Source organism: Sanguibacter sp. Leaf3, from assembly GCF_001425965.1.
Taxonomy (GTDB): Bacteria; Actinomycetota; Actinomycetes; order Actinomycetales; family Cellulomonadaceae; genus Sanguibacter; species Sanguibacter inulinus.
The window spans coordinates 21829-43136 of the sequence record NZ_LMRH01000001.1; the positions used below are offsets into that span (position 1 = coordinate 21829).

20 protein-coding genes are annotated in these 21308 nt (G+C 72.6%); 9 read left to right on the plus strand and 11 right to left on the minus strand.

The genetic code is table 11. From position 1 onward, the window contains the following. Positions 1-73: 73 nt before the first annotated feature. Together ASG53_RS00135 and ASG53_RS00140 are read left to right on the plus strand one after the other, a co-directional pair. Complete coding sequence (locus ASG53_RS00135; protein WP_082543672.1) at positions 74-2017, plus strand: penicillin-binding transpeptidase domain-containing protein; 1944 nt, start codon at positions 74-76, stop codon at positions 2015-2017. 135 nt (positions 2018-2152) lie between these two features. Next, positions 2153-2794 (plus strand): copper resistance CopC family protein, encoded by a 642-nt coding sequence (locus ASG53_RS00140; RefSeq protein WP_056126955.1) that lies wholly within the window; start codon positions 2153-2155, stop codon positions 2792-2794. A 302-nt stretch (positions 2795-3096) separates the two neighbouring features. Here ASG53_RS00140 and ASG53_RS00145 read toward each other — a convergent pair whose 3' ends face one another. Both ASG53_RS00145 and aztD read right to left on the minus strand, forming a co-directional pair. After that, positions 3097-3975: a metal ABC transporter substrate-binding protein gene (locus ASG53_RS00145; RefSeq protein WP_056126957.1), complete on the minus strand. Its 879-nt coding sequence runs from the start codon at positions 3973-3975 to the stop codon at positions 3097-3099. 273 nt (positions 3976-4248) lie between these two features. Then, positions 4249-5700, minus strand: a complete 1452-nt coding sequence (gene aztD / locus ASG53_RS00150; protein WP_056130357.1) for a zinc metallochaperone AztD — start codon at positions 5698-5700, stop codon at positions 4249-4251. A gap of 203 nt (positions 5701-5903) precedes the next feature. On the opposite strand from aztD, the gene ASG53_RS00155 reads away from it, so the two are divergent. Continuing rightward, on the plus strand, positions 5904-6422 hold the full coding sequence (locus ASG53_RS00155) for a hypothetical protein (RefSeq protein WP_056126959.1): 519 nt from the start codon (positions 5904-5906) through the stop codon (positions 6420-6422). A 187-nt stretch (positions 6423-6609) separates the two neighbouring features. Here the strand turns inward: ASG53_RS00155 and soxR are convergent, their stop codons facing one another. After that, positions 6610-7062: a redox-sensitive transcriptional activator SoxR gene (gene soxR / locus ASG53_RS00160; protein WP_056130360.1), complete on the minus strand. Its 453-nt coding sequence runs from the start codon at positions 7060-7062 to the stop codon at positions 6610-6612. 283 nt (positions 7063-7345) lie between these two features. After that, positions 7346-8125 carry an alpha/beta hydrolase gene (locus ASG53_RS00165; protein ID WP_056126961.1) on the minus strand — a complete coding sequence of 260 codons (780 nt, stop codon included), beginning with the start codon at positions 8123-8125 and terminating at the stop codon, positions 7346-7348. Positions 8126-8188: 63 nt separating this feature from the next. Here ASG53_RS00165 and ASG53_RS00170 point away from each other — a divergent pair, with 63 nt between their 5' ends. The 5 genes from ASG53_RS00170 (at position 8189) to ASG53_RS00190 (ending at position 12297) form a co-directional block, all read left to right on the plus strand. Beyond that, complete coding sequence (locus tag ASG53_RS00170) at positions 8189-8662, plus strand: MarR family winged helix-turn-helix transcriptional regulator (protein WP_056126963.1); 474 nt, start codon at positions 8189-8191, stop codon at positions 8660-8662. Between the two features lie 85 nt (positions 8663-8747). Further along, on the plus strand, positions 8748-9356 hold the full coding sequence (locus ASG53_RS00175) for a winged helix-turn-helix domain-containing protein (RefSeq protein WP_056126965.1): 609 nt from the start codon (positions 8748-8750) through the stop codon (positions 9354-9356). Further along, complete coding sequence (locus ASG53_RS00180) at positions 9353-10639, plus strand: MFS transporter (RefSeq protein WP_056126967.1); 1287 nt, start codon at positions 9353-9355, stop codon at positions 10637-10639. The genes ASG53_RS00175 and ASG53_RS00180 overlap by 4 nt, the downstream gene beginning before the upstream one ends. 42 nt (positions 10640-10681) lie before the next feature. After that, complete coding sequence (locus ASG53_RS20655) at positions 10682-11362, plus strand: ArsR/SmtB family transcription factor (protein WP_442983362.1); 681 nt, start codon at positions 10682-10684, stop codon at positions 11360-11362. Then, on the plus strand, positions 11359-12297 hold the full coding sequence (locus ASG53_RS00190; RefSeq protein WP_056126969.1) for a cation diffusion facilitator family transporter: 939 nt from the start codon (positions 11359-11361) through the stop codon (positions 12295-12297). Before ASG53_RS20655 ends, ASG53_RS00190 begins: the two co-directional genes overlap by 4 nt. 110 nt (positions 12298-12407) lie before the next feature. On the opposite strand, the gene ASG53_RS20540 is transcribed toward ASG53_RS00190, so the two are convergent. Then, positions 12408-15347: a helix-turn-helix transcriptional regulator gene (locus tag ASG53_RS20540; RefSeq protein ID WP_327286043.1), complete on the minus strand. Its 2940-nt coding sequence runs from the start codon at positions 15345-15347 to the stop codon at positions 12408-12410. Next, positions 15337-15558 carry a hypothetical protein gene (locus ASG53_RS00200; protein WP_056126971.1) on the minus strand — a complete coding sequence of 74 codons (222 nt, stop codon included), beginning with the start codon at positions 15556-15558 and terminating at the stop codon, positions 15337-15339. The genes ASG53_RS20540 and ASG53_RS00200 overlap by 11 nt, the downstream gene beginning before the upstream one ends. Positions 15559-15815: 257 nt before the next feature. Here ASG53_RS00200 and rsgA point away from each other — a divergent pair, with 257 nt between their 5' ends. After that, positions 15816-16850 (plus strand): ribosome small subunit-dependent GTPase A, encoded by a 1035-nt coding sequence (gene rsgA / locus ASG53_RS00205; protein ID WP_056126973.1) that lies wholly within the window; start codon positions 15816-15818, stop codon positions 16848-16850. 41 nt (positions 16851-16891) lie between these two features. Here rsgA and ASG53_RS00210 read toward each other — a convergent pair whose 3' ends face one another. From ASG53_RS00210 to ASG53_RS00230, 5 genes are all read right to left on the minus strand, one after another. Beyond that, positions 16892-17380, minus strand: coding sequence for a hypothetical protein (locus ASG53_RS00210; RefSeq protein WP_056126974.1), 489 nt, complete (start codon positions 17378-17380; stop codon positions 16892-16894). 62 nt (positions 17381-17442) lie between these two features. Continuing rightward, positions 17443-17709 (minus strand): helix-turn-helix transcriptional regulator, encoded by a 267-nt coding sequence (locus tag ASG53_RS00215; RefSeq protein ID WP_056126976.1) that lies wholly within the window; start codon positions 17707-17709, stop codon positions 17443-17445. A 139-nt stretch (positions 17710-17848) separates the two neighbouring features. Beyond that, positions 17849-18607 carry an SDR family NAD(P)-dependent oxidoreductase gene (locus ASG53_RS00220; protein WP_056126977.1) on the minus strand — a complete coding sequence of 253 codons (759 nt, stop codon included), beginning with the start codon at positions 18605-18607 and terminating at the stop codon, positions 17849-17851. Positions 18608-18723: 116 nt separating this feature from the next. Beyond that, a complete protein-coding gene (locus ASG53_RS00225; protein ID WP_056126978.1) occupies positions 18724-19485 on the minus strand; it encodes a MarR family winged helix-turn-helix transcriptional regulator in 762 nt (253 codons plus the stop codon). A gap of 133 nt (positions 19486-19618) precedes the next feature. After that, on the minus strand, positions 19619-21259 hold the full coding sequence (locus tag ASG53_RS00230; protein WP_056126980.1) for a methyl-accepting chemotaxis protein: 1641 nt from the start codon (positions 21257-21259) through the stop codon (positions 19619-19621). Positions 21260-21308 lie beyond the last annotated feature (49 nt).

Sequence of the window (21308 nt, forward strand, 5' to 3'; positions counted from 1 at the left end):
AGATCGGGTGGGTTCTGCACAGGTCTGCGGGTCGTGCTGGACATCGCCGCGCGATCCGCGTTGGGTAAGCACCATGCCTGCCGCTGACGTCACGTCTTCCTCGCGCGCCCACCGTCGACCGCGCCCCCGGACCCTGGGGGCCGCGGCCCTGTCTCTCGCGCTCGTCGTCGGCGGCCTCACGGCCTGCGGCGCCGAGGACACGGCGCAGGACGACGCGGAGGCGCTCGCGACGAAGATCGCCGAAGGCCTGGTCGACGGCGACTTCACAGGGGTCGCCTTCAGCGACGCGTCCCCCGCGGAGGCCGCCGAGGCTCACGCCGCGATCGTCGCCGCCGTCGCGGACGCCCCGCACACCGTCGAGGTCACGGACGTGGTCCTCGACGAGGAGAAGACGAGCGGGACTGCGACCTTCGCCCACACCTGGGACGTCTCGGGGATCCCCTGGACGTACTCGACCGAGGCGCCGCTGGCGGTCTTCGAGGAGACGTGGGAGTCGCAGTGGGACCCGGCGCTCGTGGTCGAGGGGCTCGTCTCCGACGAGACGCTCCAGCTGAGCCGCACGATGGCGCCGCGCGCCGACATCCTCGGTGCGGGCGACACCCCGATCGTCACCGAGCGGCCTGTGCGCAGGGTCGGCGTCGACAAGACGCGGGTCGAGGCGACCGAGCTCGACGCGACAGCCCGGACCTTGGCCGGTCTCGCGCAGATCGACGCCGACGCCTACGCCGCCAAGGTCGCCGCGGCCGGCGAGAAGGCCTTCGTCGACGCCGTGACGCTGCGGACCGAAGACCCCAGCTACGACTTCGACGCGATGGCTGCGATCCCGGGCGTGCTGCTCGTGGACGCCACGCTGCCGCTCGCGCCGACCCGAGACTTCGCAGCACCGGTGCTCGGCCGTGCAGGTGAGGCGACCGCGGAGATCGTCGAGGAGTCCGCCGGCACGATCGCCGCGGGTGACGTGACGGGTCTGTCAGGGCTGCAGCGTCAGTACGACGAGCAGCTGCGCGGCACGCCCGGCATCGCGCTCGAGGCTGTCAGCGAGGCCCGCGGCGCGCGGGTCCTGCTCGACCAGGCCGCTGTGCCCGGCGAGCCCTTGCGGACCACCCTCGACGTGGGGGTCCAGCAGCTCGCGGAGGACACCCTCGTCGGGCAGACGGTCCCCTCGGCGATCGTCGCGATCCGTCCCTCGACGGGCGAGGTGCTCGCCTCGGCGAGCGGGACCGCCGGCGGGGGCGTGTCGACCGCGACCACGGGCATGTACGCGCCGGGGTCGACCTTCAAGATCGTCACGTCGCTCGCGCTGCTGCGCAGCGGCCTGACCGCCGACTCGCCGCTCGACTGCTCGGCCGAGGCCGTGGTCGACGGTCGCGCCTTCGTCAACTACCCCGACTACCCGGCGGGCAAGATCGGTCAGATCCCCTTGACCGATGTGATCGCGAACTCCTGCAACACGGCCCTCATCAACGCCTCTGGGCAGGTCACGCAGGCTGATCTCGCCTCGGCTGGTGAGGCGCTCGGTCTCGGACTCGCCCAGCAGCCTGGTCCGGGCGTGTTCACAGGCTCGGTCCCTGCCGACGCCGAGGGTACCGAGCACGCCGCCTCGATGATCGGCCAGGGGCAGGTCCAGGCCTCACCGATGGCGATGGCCACCGTCGCGGCGTCCGTCGCCGCAGGGACCACGGTGCGGCCGACCTTCCTCGCGCAGGATGCCGAGCCCGTCGAGTCTGACCTTCCCGACGCACCGGCCGCGCCGCTGACCGCGGACGAGGCAGCGCAGCTGAGCGCCTTCATGCGGGCCGTGGTCACCGACGGCGGCGGGTCGTTCCTGCAGGACGTGCCCGGCGAGCCCGTCGGTGCCAAGACAGGGACCGCGCAGTACGGCGACGGCAGCACGAACCACGCGTGGATGATCGCGGTCCAGGGGGACCTCGCGGTCGCCGTCTTCGTCGAGACGGGCGACTACGGCTCGACGACGGCCGGCCCGCTGCTCGAGGCCTTCCTCGACGGTCTCGCCTGAGGCGGCTGGTGTGCCCGTGGTGTGACTGAGCCGACGCCGCGCAGCGTGCCCGGGCCGTGAGCCCGGCGTTAGGGTCGGACGAGAGCCGTCCGTGACCCCCCGGACCCGATCCGCGCCTGCGGCGCAAGGAGAACCATGACCACCACCCCTGTCCGTCACCGCAGGTCTGCCGCGCCCCGCGCGATCCTCGTCGGTCTGGTCACAGCCGTCGCGCTGCTGCTGGGTACGTCGGCCGCGTCGGCCCACGACACCGTCATCGGGACCGCACCCGGTGACGGCGAGACGCTCACGACCGCCCCGACGCAGGTGACCGTCGAGACCAGCGCCGTGCCGCAGAGCATCGGCTCACGCATGGTCATCACGGCCTCGGACGGCACCGTGCTGTTCGACGGAGAGCCGACGATCACCGACCGGGTCGCGAGCGTAGAGCTGCCCGCGGTCGCGAACGACAGCTACCAGGTGGCCTGGCGCCTCGTGTCCTCCGACGGGCACCCGATCGACGGGACCTTCGGGTTCGTCGTCGACGATCCCGCCGCAGTGGCCCCGACCGAGGACCCGACGACCGACGCCGCCACCCCCACGGCCGAGGAGACGACGGCACCCGCGACGACCGACGCTGCTCCCTCGGAGGACTCGACGACCGCCACCGCGGCTGGTACCTCCGACGACGGCTCGAGCACGTCCTGGATCCCGGTCGCACTCATCGTCGTGGTCATCGCCGGCCTCGTGCTCCTCGTCCTCTTCCGCCGTCGCTCGGCCCTGCAAGACAACTCCTGACCCGACCGCACGGGGCACTTCGCGCCCCGGCCCCGACGAGGTCGCACCACGTGCCACGAGGTCGCACAGACACGCCAGATCAGCCCCGAGAGGAGCAGATCCGGCGTGTCCGTGCGACCTCGTTCTTGATGAGGCGACCTGGATGCGGGTGGTGCGACCTCGGCGCTGGGGGACGGGAGGGAGCTGACGTGGGCTCGGGGTGGTGGGCCACACAGCTCCCACCGACCGCCGCGGTGGGCCGCACGGCTCCCACCGTTCGCCGCGGTGGGCCGCACCGCTCCCACGGCTCGCCGCAGCGGTTCTCAGCCGCAGGTGAGGCCTGTCGTGAGGGAGTCGAGGTTGGCGCGCATGATGTCGAGGTAGTCGGACGACTCGTCTGCCCGGCTCTCGATCGGGTCGAGCAGCGCGGTCCCGACACCGAGGTCGTCGGCGAGTGTCTGGGTCACCTTCGGCCCGACGGCCCGTTCGAAGAAGAGGGTCGAGACGTCGTCGCGCTCGACGATCGTCCGGACCTCGCGCAGACGCTTGGGGGAGGGCTCGGTGTCCGGGTTGATGCCGGTGATGCCCTCCTGGACCAGCCCGTACCTGTCGGCGAGGTACCCGAAGGCCTCGTGCGACGTGACGAGTGTCGCGCCCTGGCACTGGGCGAGGCCGTCCGCGAACTCCTGGTCGAGCTCGTCGAGGGACGCCGTGAGGGCCTCGGCGCCGGCGGTGTAGTCCGCGGCGTTGTCGGGGTCGATCGCGCTGAGCTCCGCGGCGACAGCCTCGCCCACGAGGGAGAGGCGGGTGGGCTCGAGCCAGAAGTGCGGGTCGGCGGCGTCGGCCTCTGCTGCCTCGGCGGAGTCGACCACGTGCTCGGGGGACTGCGCCGCGACGGCCTCGTCGGTCGCGCTCTGGAGCCCGGAGAGGTAGACGACGAGGTCGGCCTGCCCGATCCCGCGGACCTGGGCGGGGGAGAGCTCGAGGTCGTGCGGCTCGGCCGCAGCAGGGGTGAGGTTGGAGACGCTCACGTGCTCCCCGCCGACCTGCTCGACGACGAACTGGAGCGGGTAGAACGAGGCGAGCACCTCGACGGTGCCCTCGGTGCCGGCGTCGTCGGCGGACCCGTCGGAGGAGCAGGCGGTGAGGAGGGTGAGGGCGGCGATCGTGGTCGCGGCCAGGGCGGCGGGGGTGCGTCGCATGGTGGTCTCGTCTCAGGTCGTGGGGGAGTGCGGCGGGTCGGCCGGTGACGGTGAGCGGGTGCCTCCGGTGAGGCGTCGTCGCCGGAGGGCTGGGCCTCGCTGTGCGCCGACCGCCAGACGTGGGGGCGCCCGCCGGTGGTGATCACCGGCGGGCGGACCCGGTCTGCAGGAGGTGCGGGGAGCTGTGGCCGGTCACCCGTGCGGGGCTCGCGGCCGGCCGAGAGTGGCTCAGCTCACCTCACCTCAGCTCACCTCAGCTCAGCTCAGCTCAGCTCAGCTCGTCGCGGTCTCGGTCGGCTCGTCGCTGTGCTCGTCTGAGTGCTCGTCCGAGTGCTCGTGGTCGTGCTCGTCGGTGGCCTCGTCCGCGTGCTCACCCTCCGCGTGCTCACCCTCGGCGTGCTCGCCGTCGGTGTGCTCGTGCTCGGCCTCGGCACCGTGCTCCACGTCGCCCGAGGCGCCGGTGAGCTCGTTGGGGACGACGGTCAGCTCGACGCTGTTCCAGATCTCGCCGGTCTCGATGTCGACGGCGTGGATCATCGAGGTGGCCGGGTCGGTGATGTACGCGCTGCCGTCCTGGACGTAGAGGGTCGGGCGCGGGTCCTGCCAGGTCTCGGACTCTTCCCACGCGTCGATCACGGGGATCGAGCGCGTCACGGTGCCGGACTCGGGGTCGATGACGTGCAGCGCACCGTCGGTGCCGAGCACCAGGGCCTCGCCGGCGTCACCGCGGCCGAGGGAGCGGAAGGTGTAGGACGCGGGCAGGTCGACCAGCTTCATCGAGGCGTCGCGGGTGTCGATGATCGAGACGCGGGTGGGGCGCTCGAGGTCGGCCTCGGGGTCGGACTTGTAGTCGCCGAGCACGAAGGGCGACTCCTCGCTGCCGGCCTGGTTGCCGATGCGGCCGTAGGCGTCGGGGCTGGTGACCTTGCTGATGACGCCGTCCTTGGTGACGAGCGCGCCGTCCTCGCAGCCGATGACCACGGCCTCGTCGGACGCCACGGCCTCGCCGTGCACGCCAGGGCACTGGTCGTTCGCGGCGATCTCGGTGCCCTCGGCGTCGAGGACGCGGATGCCTGTGCGGGCGTCTTCGGTGCCCTCGGAGACGACGAGCGTCCCGTCGCTGAGCTCGACCGCCACGCCGTGGTGCGCGCTCGGGGTGGTGAGCTCGCGCAGCTCGCGGGCCTCGTCGGCCACGGAGGCGGAGTCGAAGACCGTCACGGCGCCGGTGCCGTCGTCGAAGAGTGCCGTGCGGCCCTCGTGGACGACTGCGTGGCCCGGCTTCTCGGCTGCGAAGGAGACGTCGGTCAGTGCGGGGGCGCTCGTGTAGTAGTGCGCGTGGTCGCCGTGAGGCTCGGCCCAGGTGCCGGCGTCGAGGACCTGGAACTTGCCGGCTGTCGAGACGAGGACGTGGCGTCCGTCGCCCGCCGGGTTGATCCGGTTGAAGCCCTCGAGCTCGAAGTCGTCGATGGTCTCGAGCGAGGTCGAGTCGAGGACCTGGATGCCGCCGTCGTAGGTGAGGACGAGGCGGGGGGTGAGGCCGGCGGCCTCGACGGCGGGGGCGCTCGTCGTGGTCTCGGTCGGCTCGGAGCCGCTGCCCGTCGAGGCGTCGGCGGAGTCGTCGGAGGACGAGCAGCCGGCCAGCAGGACGAGGGGCAGCGCAGCGCCGAGCGCGACGGCCCGGGGGAGGCGTCGGGGCGTGCGGGAGGCAGTGAGGGTGGGGCGCATGGGGTCGACGGGCACAGGGCTCGGGGCCTGAGGTGCCCACTCCTTTCGGTGATGCGGGAGGGGTTCGGGGAGAGCGTAGCAGAGAATGAGAACGGTTATCGTTACGTTCTGATCACGTGGTGTGCACGTCCCCGGGTGGCCCGACGGGTGGTCCTCGGGCAGGCTGGGAGGCCCTGCCCCACCGACGGACGAGAGGTCTCACCATGAGCGACTCCCACTACGACACGCAGTTCTTCGTGGTCGACGACGCCGCCGGCACGGTCGACGAGCTCAAGGACGCCCTCCGCACCTGGGCCCAGGACCGCGACGGCGGGATGCTCCAGGAGCACGCCCGCGACGAAGGCCTCGAGTTCTTCGCGTGGGAGATCGACGGCTGCACCTTCTCCATCTCCTTCGACGACGTCGCCGACGAAGACCGCTGGTTCTACGCCGGCCCCATCGCCGACTCGCACGCCGCGCTCGCGGTCTACCGCGCGCCCTTCTTCGTCTCGGTCACGGGCAACGCCCCCGAGGACGAGGAGGGCAACCCCGACCTGGAGTGCCTGCTCACCGAGGGTCTCGAGCTCGCACGCGTCTTCGAGCGTCCCGGCATCGTGGCCGTCGGCATGGGGCCGAGCGGCAAGCGCGACGCCGCGGAGCCCGTCCCCGGGACCGAGCTCGCAGACCCTGACGAAGAGTTCGTGGTCGAGCTCCGCAAGCGCCAGATCAGCGACGGTCTCTGAGGTTGCTCTGCTGGGCTGACCTTGCCCGGGGTGCCAGGGCTCATGCCGCCCGGCCAGCTGTCACAGGGGATCGACCGGGCCCTACGCCTCGACGGTGATCGGCCCCGGGGGAGGTCGATTCGGCCCTGTGCCTGGACGGTGCTCAGCCTTTGGGGGAGATGGACCCAGCCTGCGCCACGGCCCGGCCCTACGCCTCGACGGTGATCGGCCCCGGGGGCAGGTCGAGCCGTCGCGCCCCGGCGCCCTCGTCGCCGAGGGCGTCTTCGGGGTTCAGCAGCCAGCAGGCCTTCATCGACAGGCAGCCGCAGCCGATGCAGCCGGTGAGCTCGTGCTCGAGCTGCTCGATCGCCCGGCGGCGCTCTTCGAGGCCCTTCTTCCACTCCCGCGAGGCCCGCTGCCAGTCGGCGTGGCTCGGCGTGGAGTCGAGCGGGACGGTCCTCAGCGAGGCCTGGACGTCCGAGAGCGGCACGCCGAGGCGCTTGCCGACGGTGATGAGGGTGATGCGCCGGAGCATGTGCCGCCTGTAGCGGCGCTGGTTGCCTGACGTCCGCGTCGAGGCGATGAGGCCCAGCCGCTCGTAGTAGTGCAGGGCGGAGACGGCGACCCCGGTCCGGCGGCTCACCTCGCCGATCGAGAGCAGCTGCTCGGGCGCGCGCTCGTCGCCGCGGGCGTCGTCGGTGCTGCGCTCGCCAGCGCGGGGCTCATCAGCGCGGGGCTCGATAGTGCTGGGATCCTCGCTGCTGCGCTCAGCACCACCGCGCTCGTCGCCCGCGCGGCCGGGTCCGTCGGTCATCTGCCCTCCCAGGTAGACCTCAACCCTAGATGAGGTCGCGCGAGGATCCTGGCCTGAGCGGCCTGAGCGGCCTGAGCGGCCTGAGCGGCCTGAGCGGCCTGAGCGGCCTGAGCAGCGAGGGCCCTCGGCCTCAGCTCGGGTCGAGGAACGGCACGAGCGCCTCGCTGATGCTCTCGCGAGCCTCGTCGTCCGAGATCGTCGGCGTGCCGTCGCCGGGCTGGACCCCGTAGTCGCCGAACTGTGCGTGCGACGCACCGTCGATCCGCACGACCGTGGTGCTGGCGGGCAGGTCGGCGAGCGAGTCGTCGATCTTCGCGGGTGTCGCGAGGCCGTCCTGGGTGCCCGAGACGGAGATGACGTCGAGGTCGGTGCTGCTGGCGAGCGCGTCGCCCGAGCAGTAGGAGGCGAGCAGCACGAGGGCGTCGGCCTCTCCGGACTCGGCGTAGCTGCAGGCCTTGACCCCGCCCATGCTGTGACCGCCGACTGCCCACGAGCCGACCTCGGGGACGAGGTCGGTGAAGGCCTCGAGCGGGCGCCGCTCGAGGATCGCCAGGTTGAGGAAGGGCTTGACGATCACGACGGTGGTGCCCTCGGCGGCGACCTCCTGGAAGGTCACCGCGTAGGCCTGCGGGTCGACCTTGGCGCCCGAGAGGAACACCAGCCCGCGACCGTCGTCCTCGCCGGTGGGGTGCAGGATCACGACGTCGCCCCGGTCGTCGAGGTCGACGCGCGGGTCCTCCTGCACGGCCGCGAGGCCTGCCGGCTCGGCCGGGTAGGTGTCGTTCGCCCACCAGAGGAAGGCCGAGACGGCGATCGCGAGGAGAGCCACGACGCTGATCCCGATGATGGTGAGGACCCGCCGGTGGCGGCGGACCCACCCTGGAGCGGACGGTTCAGGTGATGTCGTCATGGCGGGTCTCCTCAACAGATAGTACGGCTACCGTACCATCTGGAGGGGCGTTAGGGTGAGCCGGTGACCCGACCTCCGGCAGAGCCCCCTGAGCTCTCGGCCGCCCTGCTCCGCGACCTCCAGGACGCGATCGGCGAGGCAGGCTCAGCCCTGGCGCGCCGCATGGAGATGAGTGCGACCGACGCCTCGGCCATCGAGCACATCTCGCTGTCGAGGCCGCACCTGAGTCCTGGCGAGCTGGGGGAGCGGCTCGCCGTCACGCGTTCGTCGGCGACCGAGATCGTCGACAGGCTCGTGCGAGCCGGTCACGTCGAGCGCGTCCGGGACGAGGCCGACAGGCGTCGCTTCAGGCTGGTCCCGACCGAGAGCGCGCAGGAGCGGGTGCGGGACGAGCTGAGCCCTCTGGTCGGAGCGCTCGACGCCGCGGCAGGCGGCCTGTCGGCTGCTGAGCGCAGGGTCGTCGCGCTGTACCTGGGGCGCGTGGTCGAGGCATACAGGGGGTTTGCGGCCGAGCCCGAGCCCGAGCCCGAGCGCTAGCGGTCGGGTGCGGGCGGCCGAGTGCTGACGGTCCAATGCACAAGATCTCTTGTACAAGACTTCTTGTAGGTATAGCGTCGCCGTCATGACGACGCGACCTGCCCCTGAGGACCGCCCCGAGGCCCCGCTCCGGATCCAGGACGTGGGTGCCCTCCGGGCGCTCGCGAACCCGTTGCGCATGCGGATCCTCGGACGGCTCCGGCAGGACGGCCCGTCGACTGTCGGGGCCCTGGCGAGCGCCACGGGCGCCGCCGCCGGCTCGGTGAGCTTCCACGTGCGGACCCTCGTCGAGCACGGTTTTGTCGAGGAGGTCCCCGAGCTCGCGCGGGACCGGCGCGAGCGCTGGTGGGCTGCCACGGCGAGCACCACGAGCTGGGAGCCTGCGGACTTCCAGGGCAGCGCCGACGGTCGTGACGCGACGGGTGAGCTCGAGCGCGCGATCTTGCGCAGCCAGCTCGCCTCCGCGGAGGAGGCCCTCGACAGGCGCGACGCGACGCCGCCCGAGTGGGTCGCTGCCGGGGCGTACGGCGACGACAGGCTCCTGCTGACCCTCGACGAGGCTCGCGAGCTCCGCGCCGACCTCGAGGGGGTGCTCGCCCGCTGGCGCGACAGGGTCGACGCAGCAGAGCGGGGCCCGGACGACGAGACGGCCCCGATGGCGGTGGTCGTGCACAGCTACCGGGCGGCGCCGTGAACTCACCCCGGCGGCGTGGTCCGCTGGTCGCGCTGCTCGGTGCCCAGGTGCTCGCGACGGGCGGCAACGTCGTCACGCTCGTCGCCCTCCCGCTCTACGTCCTCGCGGAGACGGGCAGCCCGTCGATGGCGGGCGTCCTGGCTTTCGTCACCACGGTTCCCGTCGTGCTCGGCGGGGCCTTCGGCGGGGTCCTCGTCGACAGGGTCGGCTACAGGCGCAGCTCGATCGTCTCGGACGTGGTCGGCGGGCTGACGATCGGGCTGGTCCCGCTCCTCCATGCGACCGTCGGTCTGCCGCTCTGGGGGCTCCTCGTCCTGGTCTTCGCGACAGGGCTGCTCGACACCCCGGGGCAGGGCGCGCGGACAGCGCTGGTCCCCGAGGCGGCGGCGCTCGCCGGGGTACCGCTCGAGCGGGCGATGGGCTGGTGGGGCGCCGGCAGCCGCAGCGCGACCCTGCTCGGCGGGCCCCTCGCCGGTCTCCTCGTCGCGACGCTCGGCGCCCTCCCGGCGCTCGTCGTCAACGCCGCGACCTTCGGGCTGTCCGCGCTCGTGGTCGTCGTCGGGGTGCCGCGGTCGCTGCGTGCCGCAGCGGGAGCACCGACGTCCGGGGCCGAGGCCGAGACTGCTGCCGACGAGGGCTACTGGTCGGCCCTGCGTGCGGGGCTGGCCGTCGTCTGGCGGGTGCCGCTGCTGCGCGCTGTCGTGCTCATGGTCATGGTGACCAACGCGCTCGACGTCGCCCGGTCCAACGTCCTCCTGCCCGTCTACGCCGAGAGCGTCCTCGGCGGGGCGCAGGCCCTCGGTCTGCTCGTCGGTGCGATGGGCCTCGGGGCCTTCGTCGGGGCGTTGCTGTTCTCGGCTGTCGGGCGCAGGCTCCCGCGCCGGGCCACCTTCGCATGGGGGTTCCTCCTGGCCGGTGGGCCGTCGATGCTCGTCTTCGCCCTCCAGCCGTCGCTCGTGTGGTGCCTGGTCGTCACGGCGCTCGCGGGCCTGGCCGCCGGGGCGCTCAACCCGATCATCGGCACGGTCCTGCTCGAAGAGGTCCCGCCGGCCATGCGCGCCAGGGTGTCGGGGGCTGTCAGCGCGGGTGCGTGGGCCGTGATGCCCGTCGGCGCGCTCGCGGCGGGGGTTCTGGTCGAGCAGGTCGGGCTGGTGGCGTGCTTCGCGATCTTCGGCGCGGTCTACGTGCTCGTCACGCTCGCCCCGTTCTTCCCGTCACCGTGGCGGTCGATGGACAGGATGCCTGCGCGGCGCGACGAGGGGGCCGCGCGGACTGCTGCCTAGCCCGGTCTGGACGGCGGCGACGCGCTGTGCAAGTATCTGCGTATGCACGCAGATAAGCAGACGAGCGGACACGGCCTGGGGGGCGCTCCCGTGTCGAACGCCCAGGTGCTGGAGGCCGAGGGCGAGCCGGGAGAGCGCGGAGTGCAGGCCGGGCACCGGCGCACCGAGGCCGACGACCCCGGCGGCCAGACCGGCGTCCACCACGCCGAGCCCGACGACCACCGGGTCCAGACCGAAGACCACCTGGTCGAGCTCGCTGTCGAGGTCTTCGCGATGTTCGCCGACGCGACCCGGCTGCGCATCGTCCTCGCGCTGCGGGGCGGCGAGCTGCCGGTCAACGACATCGCCCAGGCTGTCGGGAAGTCGCCGTCGGCGGTGTCCCAGCACCTCGCGAAGCTGCGGATGGCCCGCCTGGTCTCGACGCGCCAGGACGGGACGCGGGTGTTCTACAGGTTGACGAACGAGCACGTCCGCGAGCTCGTGACCGACGCGATCTACCAGGCCGAGCACGTCGCCGAGGGCTTCCCGCGGCTGCACCATCACGCTGCAGAGACGCCCCAGACCGTCACGACCACGCCAGGTCCCAGGGCCACGCCCGGTACCAGGACCGCGTCCGGTACCAGCGCCACGCCAGGCACCAGGAGCGCGCCGGAGCCCAGGAGCGCTGCGGAGCCCGTGAGCGCCCCGGAGACCACCACCCCGGACGCCAGGAGGATCCCGTGAGCGGACACTCGCACTCTCACGACCACGCCCCGACCACGGTCGAGGAGGCGCGCGGCCACAGGCGTCGCCTCGCGGTGGCCTTCGGGATCACCACGACGGTCCTGCTCGTCGAGGTGGTCGGTGCGATCTGGACCGGCAGCCTCGCTCTGCTCGTCGACGCCGCCCACATGCTCACCGACGCCGGCGGGCTGCTGCTCGCCCTCGTGGCGAGCGTCCTGACGATGCGCGCGCCGACGGCCCGGCGCACCTGGGGCTTCCGGCGCGCCGAGGTGCTCGCGGCGCTCGGCCAGGCCGCCGTGCTGCTGGCCGTCGGCGTCTACGTGATCGTCGAGGCCGTCCAGCGGCTGCTCGACCCGCCCGAGATCCCCTCGACCGAGCTGCTCGTCTTCGGCGTGATCGGTCTCGTGGCGAACATCGCGTCGATCGCGGTGCTGCTCTCGGCACGCTCGGACAACCTCAACCTCCGGGCGGCCTTCCTCGAGGTCGTCAACGACGCCCTCGGTTCTGTCGCCGTGATCGTCGCGGCTGTCGTCATCGCGACCACGGGCTGGGGCGGTGCCGATGCTGTCGCCGCGCTGTTCGTCGGGGCGCTCATCATCCCGCGGACGGTCAGGCTGCTGCGCGAGGCGCTCGACGTGCTGCTCGAGTCGACGCCGCGAGGTCTCGACCTCGACGCCGTGCGCGACCACCTGCTCGGTGTCGAGCTGGTGCGGGGTGTCCACGACCTGCATGCCTCGCAGATCGCGACGGGTCTGCCGGTCCTCACCGCGCACGTGGTGGTCGACGACGAGTGCTTCCACGACGGTCACGTGCCGCGGATCCTCGACGCGCTCCAGGAGTGCGTCGCCGGGCACTTCGAGGTGAACATCGAGCACTCGACCTTCCAGCTCGAACCCCCGAGCCACGCCGAGCACGAGGCCGGCGTGCACGCCTGAGGAGAGCGACGTCGCCGCCTGCCTCCCTCCCTGCCGGTCTGCGCCGAGGGTGTCAGCCGGCCTCCCTGCCTGTCGGCCTGGCCAGCCAGCCTGCCTGCCTGCACCGAGGGTCAGCCGCCCCCGGCGTCCCCGCCGAGCAGCCCGCGCCTGTGCGCGACCGACACGGCCTCGGCCCGGCCTGACACGCCGAGCTTGGCCAGGACGTTCGACACGTGCACGCTCACGGTCTTGGTCGAGATGAACAGCCGCTCGCCGATCTGGCGGTTGGACAGGCCCTCGGCGACGAGGAGCAGCACGGCGGTCTCCCGCTCGGTGAGCACGGAGCCGGTCCCGGCGCGCTCGCCGTGCAGGCCCAGCCGGGCCCGCCGGCTGAGGCTGTGGAGCGCCTCGACGAGCGGGAGCGCGCCTGTGGCTGACGCCTCGTCGAGGGCCTCGGCGGCGACGGCCCGCGCCCTCTCCCGGTCGTCGTGGTCCAGGAGTGCCTCGGCCCACCGCCAGCGGGTGCGGGCCGACTCGTACCTGTAGCCGAAGTCGAAGGCACGAGCGGCGGCCTCCCACAGAGCCGGGTCGTTCTCGCCGGTGAGCCTGGAGTGCTCGGCGTGCACACGCGCCAACCAGGCGCGACCCTCGGGGCCGAGCCTGCCGCCGCGGGGACGGCCCCGCTCGGCTGCGGTGACGGCTGCGTCGCGCAGCTGGTCTCCCCGCTCGACCAGTGCTGCGGTGCTCCGGCCCGCGGTCCGAGCTGCTGCCGCCTGGTCGGAGAGAGCGGCGAGGGCGAGGGCCGCGAGCCAGATGCTGCCGAGGAAGTGCGTGCTCCACGTCCGGCTGAGGTAGGCGACGAGCTCGGTCGCGAGGGCGACAGCCTCCTCGGGCCGGCCGTCCTGCGTGAGCGCGTCGACAGTGCACCCGCCGGCGACCAGTGCGACCTGCTGGTCCCTGTCCCACTCCGGGCGCAGGCTGAGCCCGAGGTCGACGACCCCGGCGTCGCCCCGGGCCAGCGCGGCGTAGAGACGGACCGCGACGTGGGTGGGAGAGGCCCCGGCAGGGATGGGTGCGCCTGTCGCGCTCGGGGGTGTGAGATCACCTCGCAGGTAGCGCACGAGCTCGCCGAAGTAGCGGAGCTCGGCGCCGTAGACGCTCCAGGTGGCCCCGGTGGCTGCGGCGCGGGCCGTCCCGTCGGTCACGATCGCCTGCGCCTGGTCGAGGTGCCCGGCGTAGAAGCGGTTCGAGGCGAGGTTGAACCAGCAGCGCAGCTCGGAGACGAGGTCGTCGGCGGCGACGGCTCTCTCGCGCGCGGCGAGGAGCAGCTCTTCGGACCTCTCGACGTCGGCGACCTCCAGGACGGCGAGGGTGGTCAGGGCGTCGGCCTCGACGTCCGGGGTGCCGAGCTCGCGGGCGAGGGTGACGGCGCGGCCCGCGGACTCCCGCGCGAGGTCGTCGAGGTCGTCGTTGAGGGCCGAGCGGGCGTGGGCGGCCAGGGTCCAAGCGAGGTCGTGCGTGGCGGGACCTTCGCCGAGCACGTCGAGGGCCTGGCCGGTCTGGTCGAGCGCGGCCGGGACGTCGTCGACGGCGAGCAGGTACCGCGCGAGACGGTGCCGCAGGCCAGCCTGCCGGACGGCGTCGTCGGCTGCTCGCTCGACGCCGTCGGTCGCTAGCTGGAGAGCGCGTGCGGGGGCGCCGGCGAGGCTGGCCGCCGACGCCGTCTCGAGCAGGACGTCGACAACGTCCAGCCCGACGAGCGCTCCAGGATCGTCGACGGCGTCCCAGAGGGCGAGGACCTGCTCGAGGTGACGCTGCTCCTCGGCGTGCGCGTAGACGCGTCCGGCGGCGCGGGCGGCCTGGTGCGAGAGGGCGAGCGCCTGGGGGAGCTCGTGGGCGACCAGCGCGTGGTGCGCGGCCTGCGCAGCCGGCCCGAGGTCGGGCCGGGCGAGGAATGCCGTCAGGTACGCCCTGTGCAGCGAGACGCGCTCACCGGGCAGGAGGTCGCCGTAGACAGCCTCGGCGAGGAGCGCGTGCCGGAAGGCGAGGGTGTCGCCCTCGACCTCGAGCACGTGGTGCGCGACGGCCTCCCGCAGGCTCGCCGTGAGGTCGGCCGTCTGCTGTCCCTCCGTGGCGGCGACGACCTGGCTCACGAGCTCGTGCGAGACGGTGCGCCCAGACACCGACGCGACCTGCACGAGGCGCTGGGTGGCGGGTGCCAGCTGTTCGATGCGCGCGTGCAGCACGTCGGCCAGCGACCAGGGCATCGAACCGCCGAGCGACCCCGCCTCGACGAGCTCTTCGGCGTAGTAGGCGTTGCCCTCGGAGCGCCGCAAGACCTCGGCGAGGTCGGCGTCGCTCATCGGGCGCCCGAGCACGGCTGTCGTGAAGTCCCGGAGCTCGTCGGGGGAGAAGGGACGCAGGTCGGCCTGCTCGACCCGGGCGTGCCTGTGCAGCTCGGCGAGGAGCGAGCGGACCGGGTGGCGCCTGTGCATGTCGTCGGTGCGGTAGGACATCACGAGGAGCAGGTGCTCCGACCGCAGGCGTGCGACGAGGAACCTCACGAGGTCACGGCTGGACGGGTCGGCCCAGTGGAGGTCCTCCACGACGACCACGAGCGGCGCCTCGGCCGAGCTGCCGGCAGCCAGGGCGGCCGCGAACCCCTCGAGCACCTGACCGCGCTCGCCCGCGTCACCGGTCGAGGTCGTCGGCGGTGTGCCGCCGAGCGCGCGGGCCAGTGCCGGGCGGTCGAAGACCACAGCCCTCACGGCGTCCGACGACCTGGCGAGCTGGTCGACGGCCTCGGCGAAGGGCAGGTACGGGATGCCGACCTCGCCGAGGTCGACGCAGTGCGCGACCACGACGCGAGCCCCGGCGCTCTCGGCAGCCCGCGCTGCCTGGCTGAGCATCCTCGTCTTGCCGACGCCGGCGTCCCCGCCCACGAGCAGGATCCCCGGTTCGCCCTCGCGCGCACGCTCGACGGCTGCCGCGAACCTGTCGAGCTGGTCCTGGCGGGCGACGAAGGGCACGGGGTCTGAGGGCGGCACGCCGCCGATCATGTCACCGCTCACCGACGGCCGACCACCCTGTCGCCCTCGGCCTGTGGATAGCGGGCCTGAGGGCTGCGCGCAGCGACCAGCCGTATCTCCGTCTGCCGTCGGCCTCCTGCCGCGCACGCCGCTCGTCACGACGGGTGCGCGCCCTGGAGAACTCCGCCGTCAGCCTCTCGCGGCGGTAGGCGAGCTCCGCCTCGATCGTCAGGTCTGTCGTCTGCCAGCTCATGGCGGTCCTCCCTCGTCCAGCGGGTCTGCGGCTCGGTCACCGTTCCCTGTGTGCCCTCCACACTCGTGCTGAGGGGGGTGCTAGCGGATCGGTCGAGCGGTCCTGGTCTCGGGGCGCTGGGGTGCGGGGGCGCGTCTGAGGTACCTCAGGTGGGTCGCTCACCCGGCCGCTCTGCGAGACGACGCAGGCACGCCGACGGCTGTCCCCCGCGGAAAACACCTGGCCCCGCGCCTGTGCCGCGCGTCACGATGGGGCGCATGACAGACGACACGCTCGAGAGCCTCGGCTGGGACGCCTGGCGCGCCTCCGAGGCTGCTGCCCACCCCGCCGCCGGCCCTGGGGTGTTGCCCGGGCGCGTGGTCCGCGTCGAGCGCGACCTCGTGAGGGTCGCGACCCAGGACGGCATGCTGACCGTCCCGTCGGTCGGGCTCGCCGTCGGCGACTGGGTGCTCACCGACGGCCGGTCCTGGGCGAGTGCCCTCGACCGTCGCACGGAGCTGCGCCGCAAGGACTCCGGCCCGACCTCGGACGAGCAGCTGCTCGCGACCAACGTCGACGTCGTGGTCGTCGTCGAGCCGATGGACCCCCGGCCCAGCGTCCGCAGGGTCGAGCGGATGACCACCCTCGCCTGGGCCTCGGGCGCCGTCCCGCTGGTCGTGCTCACCAAGGCGGACCTCGCCCTCGGCGGAGAGGTCGCGGACGTGGCGTCGGTCGTCCCCGGCGCCGAGGTGCTCGCCGTGAGCGCAGCGACGGGTGCTGGCCTCGACGCTCTGCGTGCCCACCTGCCTGCGGGGCGCACCTTCGTGCTGCTCGGTCCGTCAGGGGCCGGGAAGTCGACGCTCGTCAACGCGCTCGCCGGCCACGAGGTGCTCGCGACGGGCGACGTCCGCGGTGACGGTCGTGGCAAGCACACGACCACCCACCGCGAGCTCGTCCAGGTGCCCGGGCTCGGGTGCCTCGTCGACACCCCCGGCATCCGCGGGGTCGGTCTGGTCGCCGACGAGGAGGGGCTGGAGCAGGCCTTCGCGGACGTCGTCGAGCTCGCGGCGGCCTGCCGATTCGCCGACTGCGAGCACAGGACCGAGCCGGGCTGCGCGGTCCTCGAGGCCGTCGAGCAGGGTGCGCTCCCGCAGGCACGGCTCACGTCCTACCGCCACCTGCTGCGGGAGATCGCGCACCAGAGCGCCCGCAAGGCCTCGCAGGACCGCAGCGCGCTGCGCTCGCGGGGGCGGCAGTCGAACCGGACCATGCGCGAGGCGATGACGGCCAAGGGCCGCGGACCGGCCGTCTGAGACGGTCGGACCGCGGCCCTCGCGCAGGCGCGACGCTGTGCTCAGCCGGCCTTCGGGTGCAGCGCCGTGACGAGGGTCGGGATGGTGATGACCAGCTGGAAGGCGATGACCACGACAGCGGCGAGGGCTTCGGGCGGGGCGTCCCACCACCCGGCGGCCGCTGTCAGCAGGACGAGGAGCGCGACGAGGGACGTCGCGGAGAGCACCTGGTAGGACCGGGCGAAGACGAGGCCCCGGATCTCGTTCTGACGTTCGTCGAGCACCTCGGGCGAGAGCTCTTCGATCCCTCGGGTCGAGGCCTTGAGCGCCCCGAGGGCCATGACGAGGGCGAAGACCAGGATCACCATGACAGGGATCCACACGATCATCGGGACGATCTCGACGGTGAGCAGCATCGCCCCCTCGAGGAGGAGCACGGCGACGAGCGCCGCGGCGAGCAGGCGGCGCGCCCGAGGGGTGCGGAGGTCTTCGAAGCTGGGGTCGTCCAGGGTGGCGGCGCGGCGTTCCTGGCGGGCGGTCGAGCGTGTCATGTCGTCTCCAGGGTCGGTCGGGTCTGCGGGAGTCTGTCGGTGCCGAGGGTCGGGCCAGCGGGTCAGCGACCCTCGTTGTAGATCTGGTCAGCCATGCTCGGGAACGGTGTCAGCGAGAATGCTGCCCCGAGCGGGACGCCGAGGGCTTCGGCGATCTTGAGTGCGAGCACGAGGCTGGGGCTGTACTCGCCCCGCTCGAGGTAGCCGATGGTCTGGTAGTGCACACCGACGGCCTCGGCGAGCTCTCTGCGGCTCATGCCGCGCTCGGTGCGCAGGACGGGCAGACGCGTGTAGAACTGCGGCGGCTCGTCGTTCTTCTGCTTCGGCATGTAGTAAAAATACTACGGCTCGGAGTGGATGCGCAACAGATGCGGCGTCAGGGTACGACGAAGGCCGCCGGTCGGCGTCGTGGGACGTCGGCCGGCGGCCTGTCAGGTGGTGCGTGCGTGCCGGTCGCCCGGCAACGGGTCAGGCTGCCGAGTAGCCGCCGTCGACCAGGTGGTAGCTGCCCGAGATGAACGACGCCTCGTCGCTCAGCAGGAACAGGACGAGCGAGGCGACCTCGTCGTCGGTCCCGAGGCGCTTCGACGCGTGCTTCTCCTCGAGGTCGGTCAGGGCCTCGGGGGAGAGCGAGGAGCGGACCAGCGGGGTGTCGATGAAGCCGGGGCCGACGGCGTTGGTGCGCACACCCTGCGCGGTGTACTCGAGGGCGGCGACCTTGGTCAGTCCGATGAGTGCGTGCTTGCTCGTCACGTACGCGGCGTTCTGCGCGATGCCGACGGAGCCGAGCACGGAGCCCATGTTGACGATCGCCCCGCCGCCCGCGGTCACCATCGCCGGGATCTGGTAGCGCAGGCCGTAGAACACGCCGTCGAGGTCGACCGCGCGGACGCGGTCCCAGGCCTCGATGTCGTACTCGCCGATGTTCTGCGGGGCTGCCCCGATGCCGGCGTTGTTGACCGCGAGGTGGAGCGCGCCGTAGGTCTCGACGGCGAAGCGCACGGCCGCGTCGGAGTCTTCGTGCTTGGCGGTGTTCTGCGCGAAGGCCGAGGCCGTCCCGCCTGCCGCGACGATCTCGTCGACGATCCCCTGCGCGGCGTCCAGACGGATGTCCGTGACGACCACGGAGGCACCCTCGGCAGCCAGCCTGCGGGAGACCGAGGCACCGATGCCGCTGCCTCCACCCGTCACGATCGCTACCTTGCCGTCGAACCTCTGTCCGGACATCTGTGCCCATCTCCCTCAGTCGTGTGCAGGGCGTTCTCGCCCTCTCCCGCGTCAACCCCGACAGGGTGGTAAGGATTCCCGGTGTGACGGACGAGACGAGATCTCACCGGGCCGCGTCAGCAGACGGTCGGCCCGTGCCCCGGCAGAGGTGATCCCGTGGCACCGGTCCGCGCCGCGAGGTCTTCGTCGTCGTCGCGCAGACCGATGATCGCGTGGACGCTCTCGACGGCGCGGTCGAGCAGGTCGAGGACCTCGGCCACCTCGGAGGGCTCGGCGCGCTGCAGGAGCGCGTCGGTCGCCCGGATCTGCATGGCCTCGGCCTGCGTGAGGATCGCGCGTCCGGTGTCGGTGAGCGCCGCCGCGACCACGTGTCCGCGGTCGGAGCGGGTCGTCACGAGGCCCTTCTCGCGCAGGGACACGAGGGTGAGCTCGACAGCCCCGGTCTCCATGCCGACCTTGCGCCCGATGTGCCGCGGGTGGTCGACCTCGCACTCGATCGCCTTGAGGATCATGAACTGGCTCGACCGGAGCGAGGTCATCGCCTCCATGCCGCGCTGCAAGAAGGTCCCGAGCACCTGGAGCTTGTTGAGGCGCTCGAGGACCTCGACCGCTGTGTCCAGGTCGCCGACGGGCGTGGACACGAGCTCGCGCCGGGCGATCACCGCGAGCTCGGCCCCGGTGACGGCCGGGCTGGTGGAGCCACCGCCGGCGGGGCTGCTGCTGCCAGGTCGACGGCCGGAACCGCCGTCGCCGGAGCTGCTGCCGTCGGGCCTGCGGACGGAACCGCCGTCGCCGGGTCCGTGACCACCGGGTCCGCCGCCTGGTCCGACGGGCCCCGACGAGGGCTCGGAGGGGCGGATGACTGTCGGCGTGCTCATGCGGGGTCCTTCGGTCGGCGGGCAGGTCTACCAGGGACAACGCCTGAGCGGCGAGATCCGTCCCCGAGTCTGCCCTGGACCACCGTCACACGGCTCGCAGCCGGGAGGCCACGCCCCCCGGCTGCGTCCTGCGTCAGTACGTGAAGGTCGAGACCGAGGCGCGCATCTCGGCGGCCATCCGGGCGAGCTCGTTGACCGCGGCGGTCGTCTGGGCGAGCGCCTGGGTGGTCGAGTCGGCGGCGTCCGAGACCCCGGTGATGTTCGAGGCGATCTCGCCAGCCCCCGTCGCGGCGTCGGCCACGTTGCGGCTCATCTCCGTGGTCGTCGCGGTCTGCTCCTCGACGGCTGAGGCGATGGTCAGCTGGTAGTCGTTGATCGAGCTGATGACCCCCGAGATGTGCTCGATCGACGAGACCGCACCGGCGGTGTCGGTCTGGATGGTCTCGACCAGGCGTCCGATCGACTCGGTGGCCCGGGCCGTCTCCTGCGCGAGGTCCTTGACCTCCGAGGCGACGACGGCGAAGCCCTTGCCCGCCTCACCGGCGCGCGCGGCCTCGATGGTCGCGTTGAGGGCGAGCAGGTTGGTCTGCTCGGCGATGGTCGTGATGACGCGCACGACGTCGCCGATCTCCTGGCTGGACGTGCCGAGCTTGGCCACAGACCCAGTCGCGCTCTGGGCCGCGGTGACGGCCTCGGCGGCCACCCGGGCGGCGTCGTTGGCCGACTGCGAGATCTCGCGGATCGACGCACCCATCTCCTCGGCGCCGGCCGCGACGGTCTGCACGTTCCCGGACACCTGGAGCGCCGCTGCCGAGACGACCCCGGCCTGGGCGGAGGTCTCCTCAGCACCGGCCGAGATCTGGTGGGAGCTGGCGGAGAGCTGCTCCGAGGCCGCAGCGACCGAGTCGGAGGACCGCACGACGGTGCTCATCACCGACCGCAGGTTCACCAGCGCGCCGTCGAGCGCCGCACCCATCCGGCCCAGCTCGTCGCGGGAGGTCATCCCCGTCGTCCCCGTGAGGTCGCCCGCAGCGACCTTCTCGACGACGTCCTGCACCCGGCGGGCGCTGCTGGCGACCTGACGGGCGACCAGCCAGCCGAGCCCGAGAGCGAGGAGCGCACCGAGCACGAGCACGAGGACCGACACGACGCGCTGCTGCTCGTAGGCAGACCGCGCGCTCGCGACGGCCTCGACCGACCGCTCCGTCTCCGCCGTGATGAGGGCGTCGACCTGGGCCGTCATCATCGAGCTGAGCGGGCCGACGACGTCCTCGTTCGTCTGGACCCACAGGGCGGTGTTGCCCGAGAGTGCGATCGGCGCCATGACCGTCCGCTGGTCGTTGAGGTACTTGCGGAGCACGGTGTCGAGCGTGTCGAGCACCAGCTCGCGGTTCGCGTCGAGCGGTGTTGCGCCGTACGCCGCGCGCGCCTCGTCGAAGCGCGCCTCTGCCTCGTCGAGCTCGACGAGCTTGGCGCGCTTGGACTCTTCGTCGACCGCGAGCATCACGTCGCGCACCTTGAGGCGCATGTCGCTCATCGCGGTCTCCATGTCCGCGGAGAAGTGGACGCCGAGGATGTTCTCCTCGTAGAGCATCTCGGTCGTCGCGGCCGAGCTGCTCAGCGCCGCCAGACCCAGCACGCCGACGAGCACGGCGACGGCTGTCGAGACACCGACGGCCGCGAGGACCTTGGTGCGCACGCCCAGGTCGCGGAACCTGGCAGAGAGGCCGCCCCGCGCGGACGAGGTGCTGGGGCGTCGTGAAGCGGCGTTCATGGGGTGCTCCGTCGATATGGCCGGCGGCGGGGGTCGACCTGGACGGTCG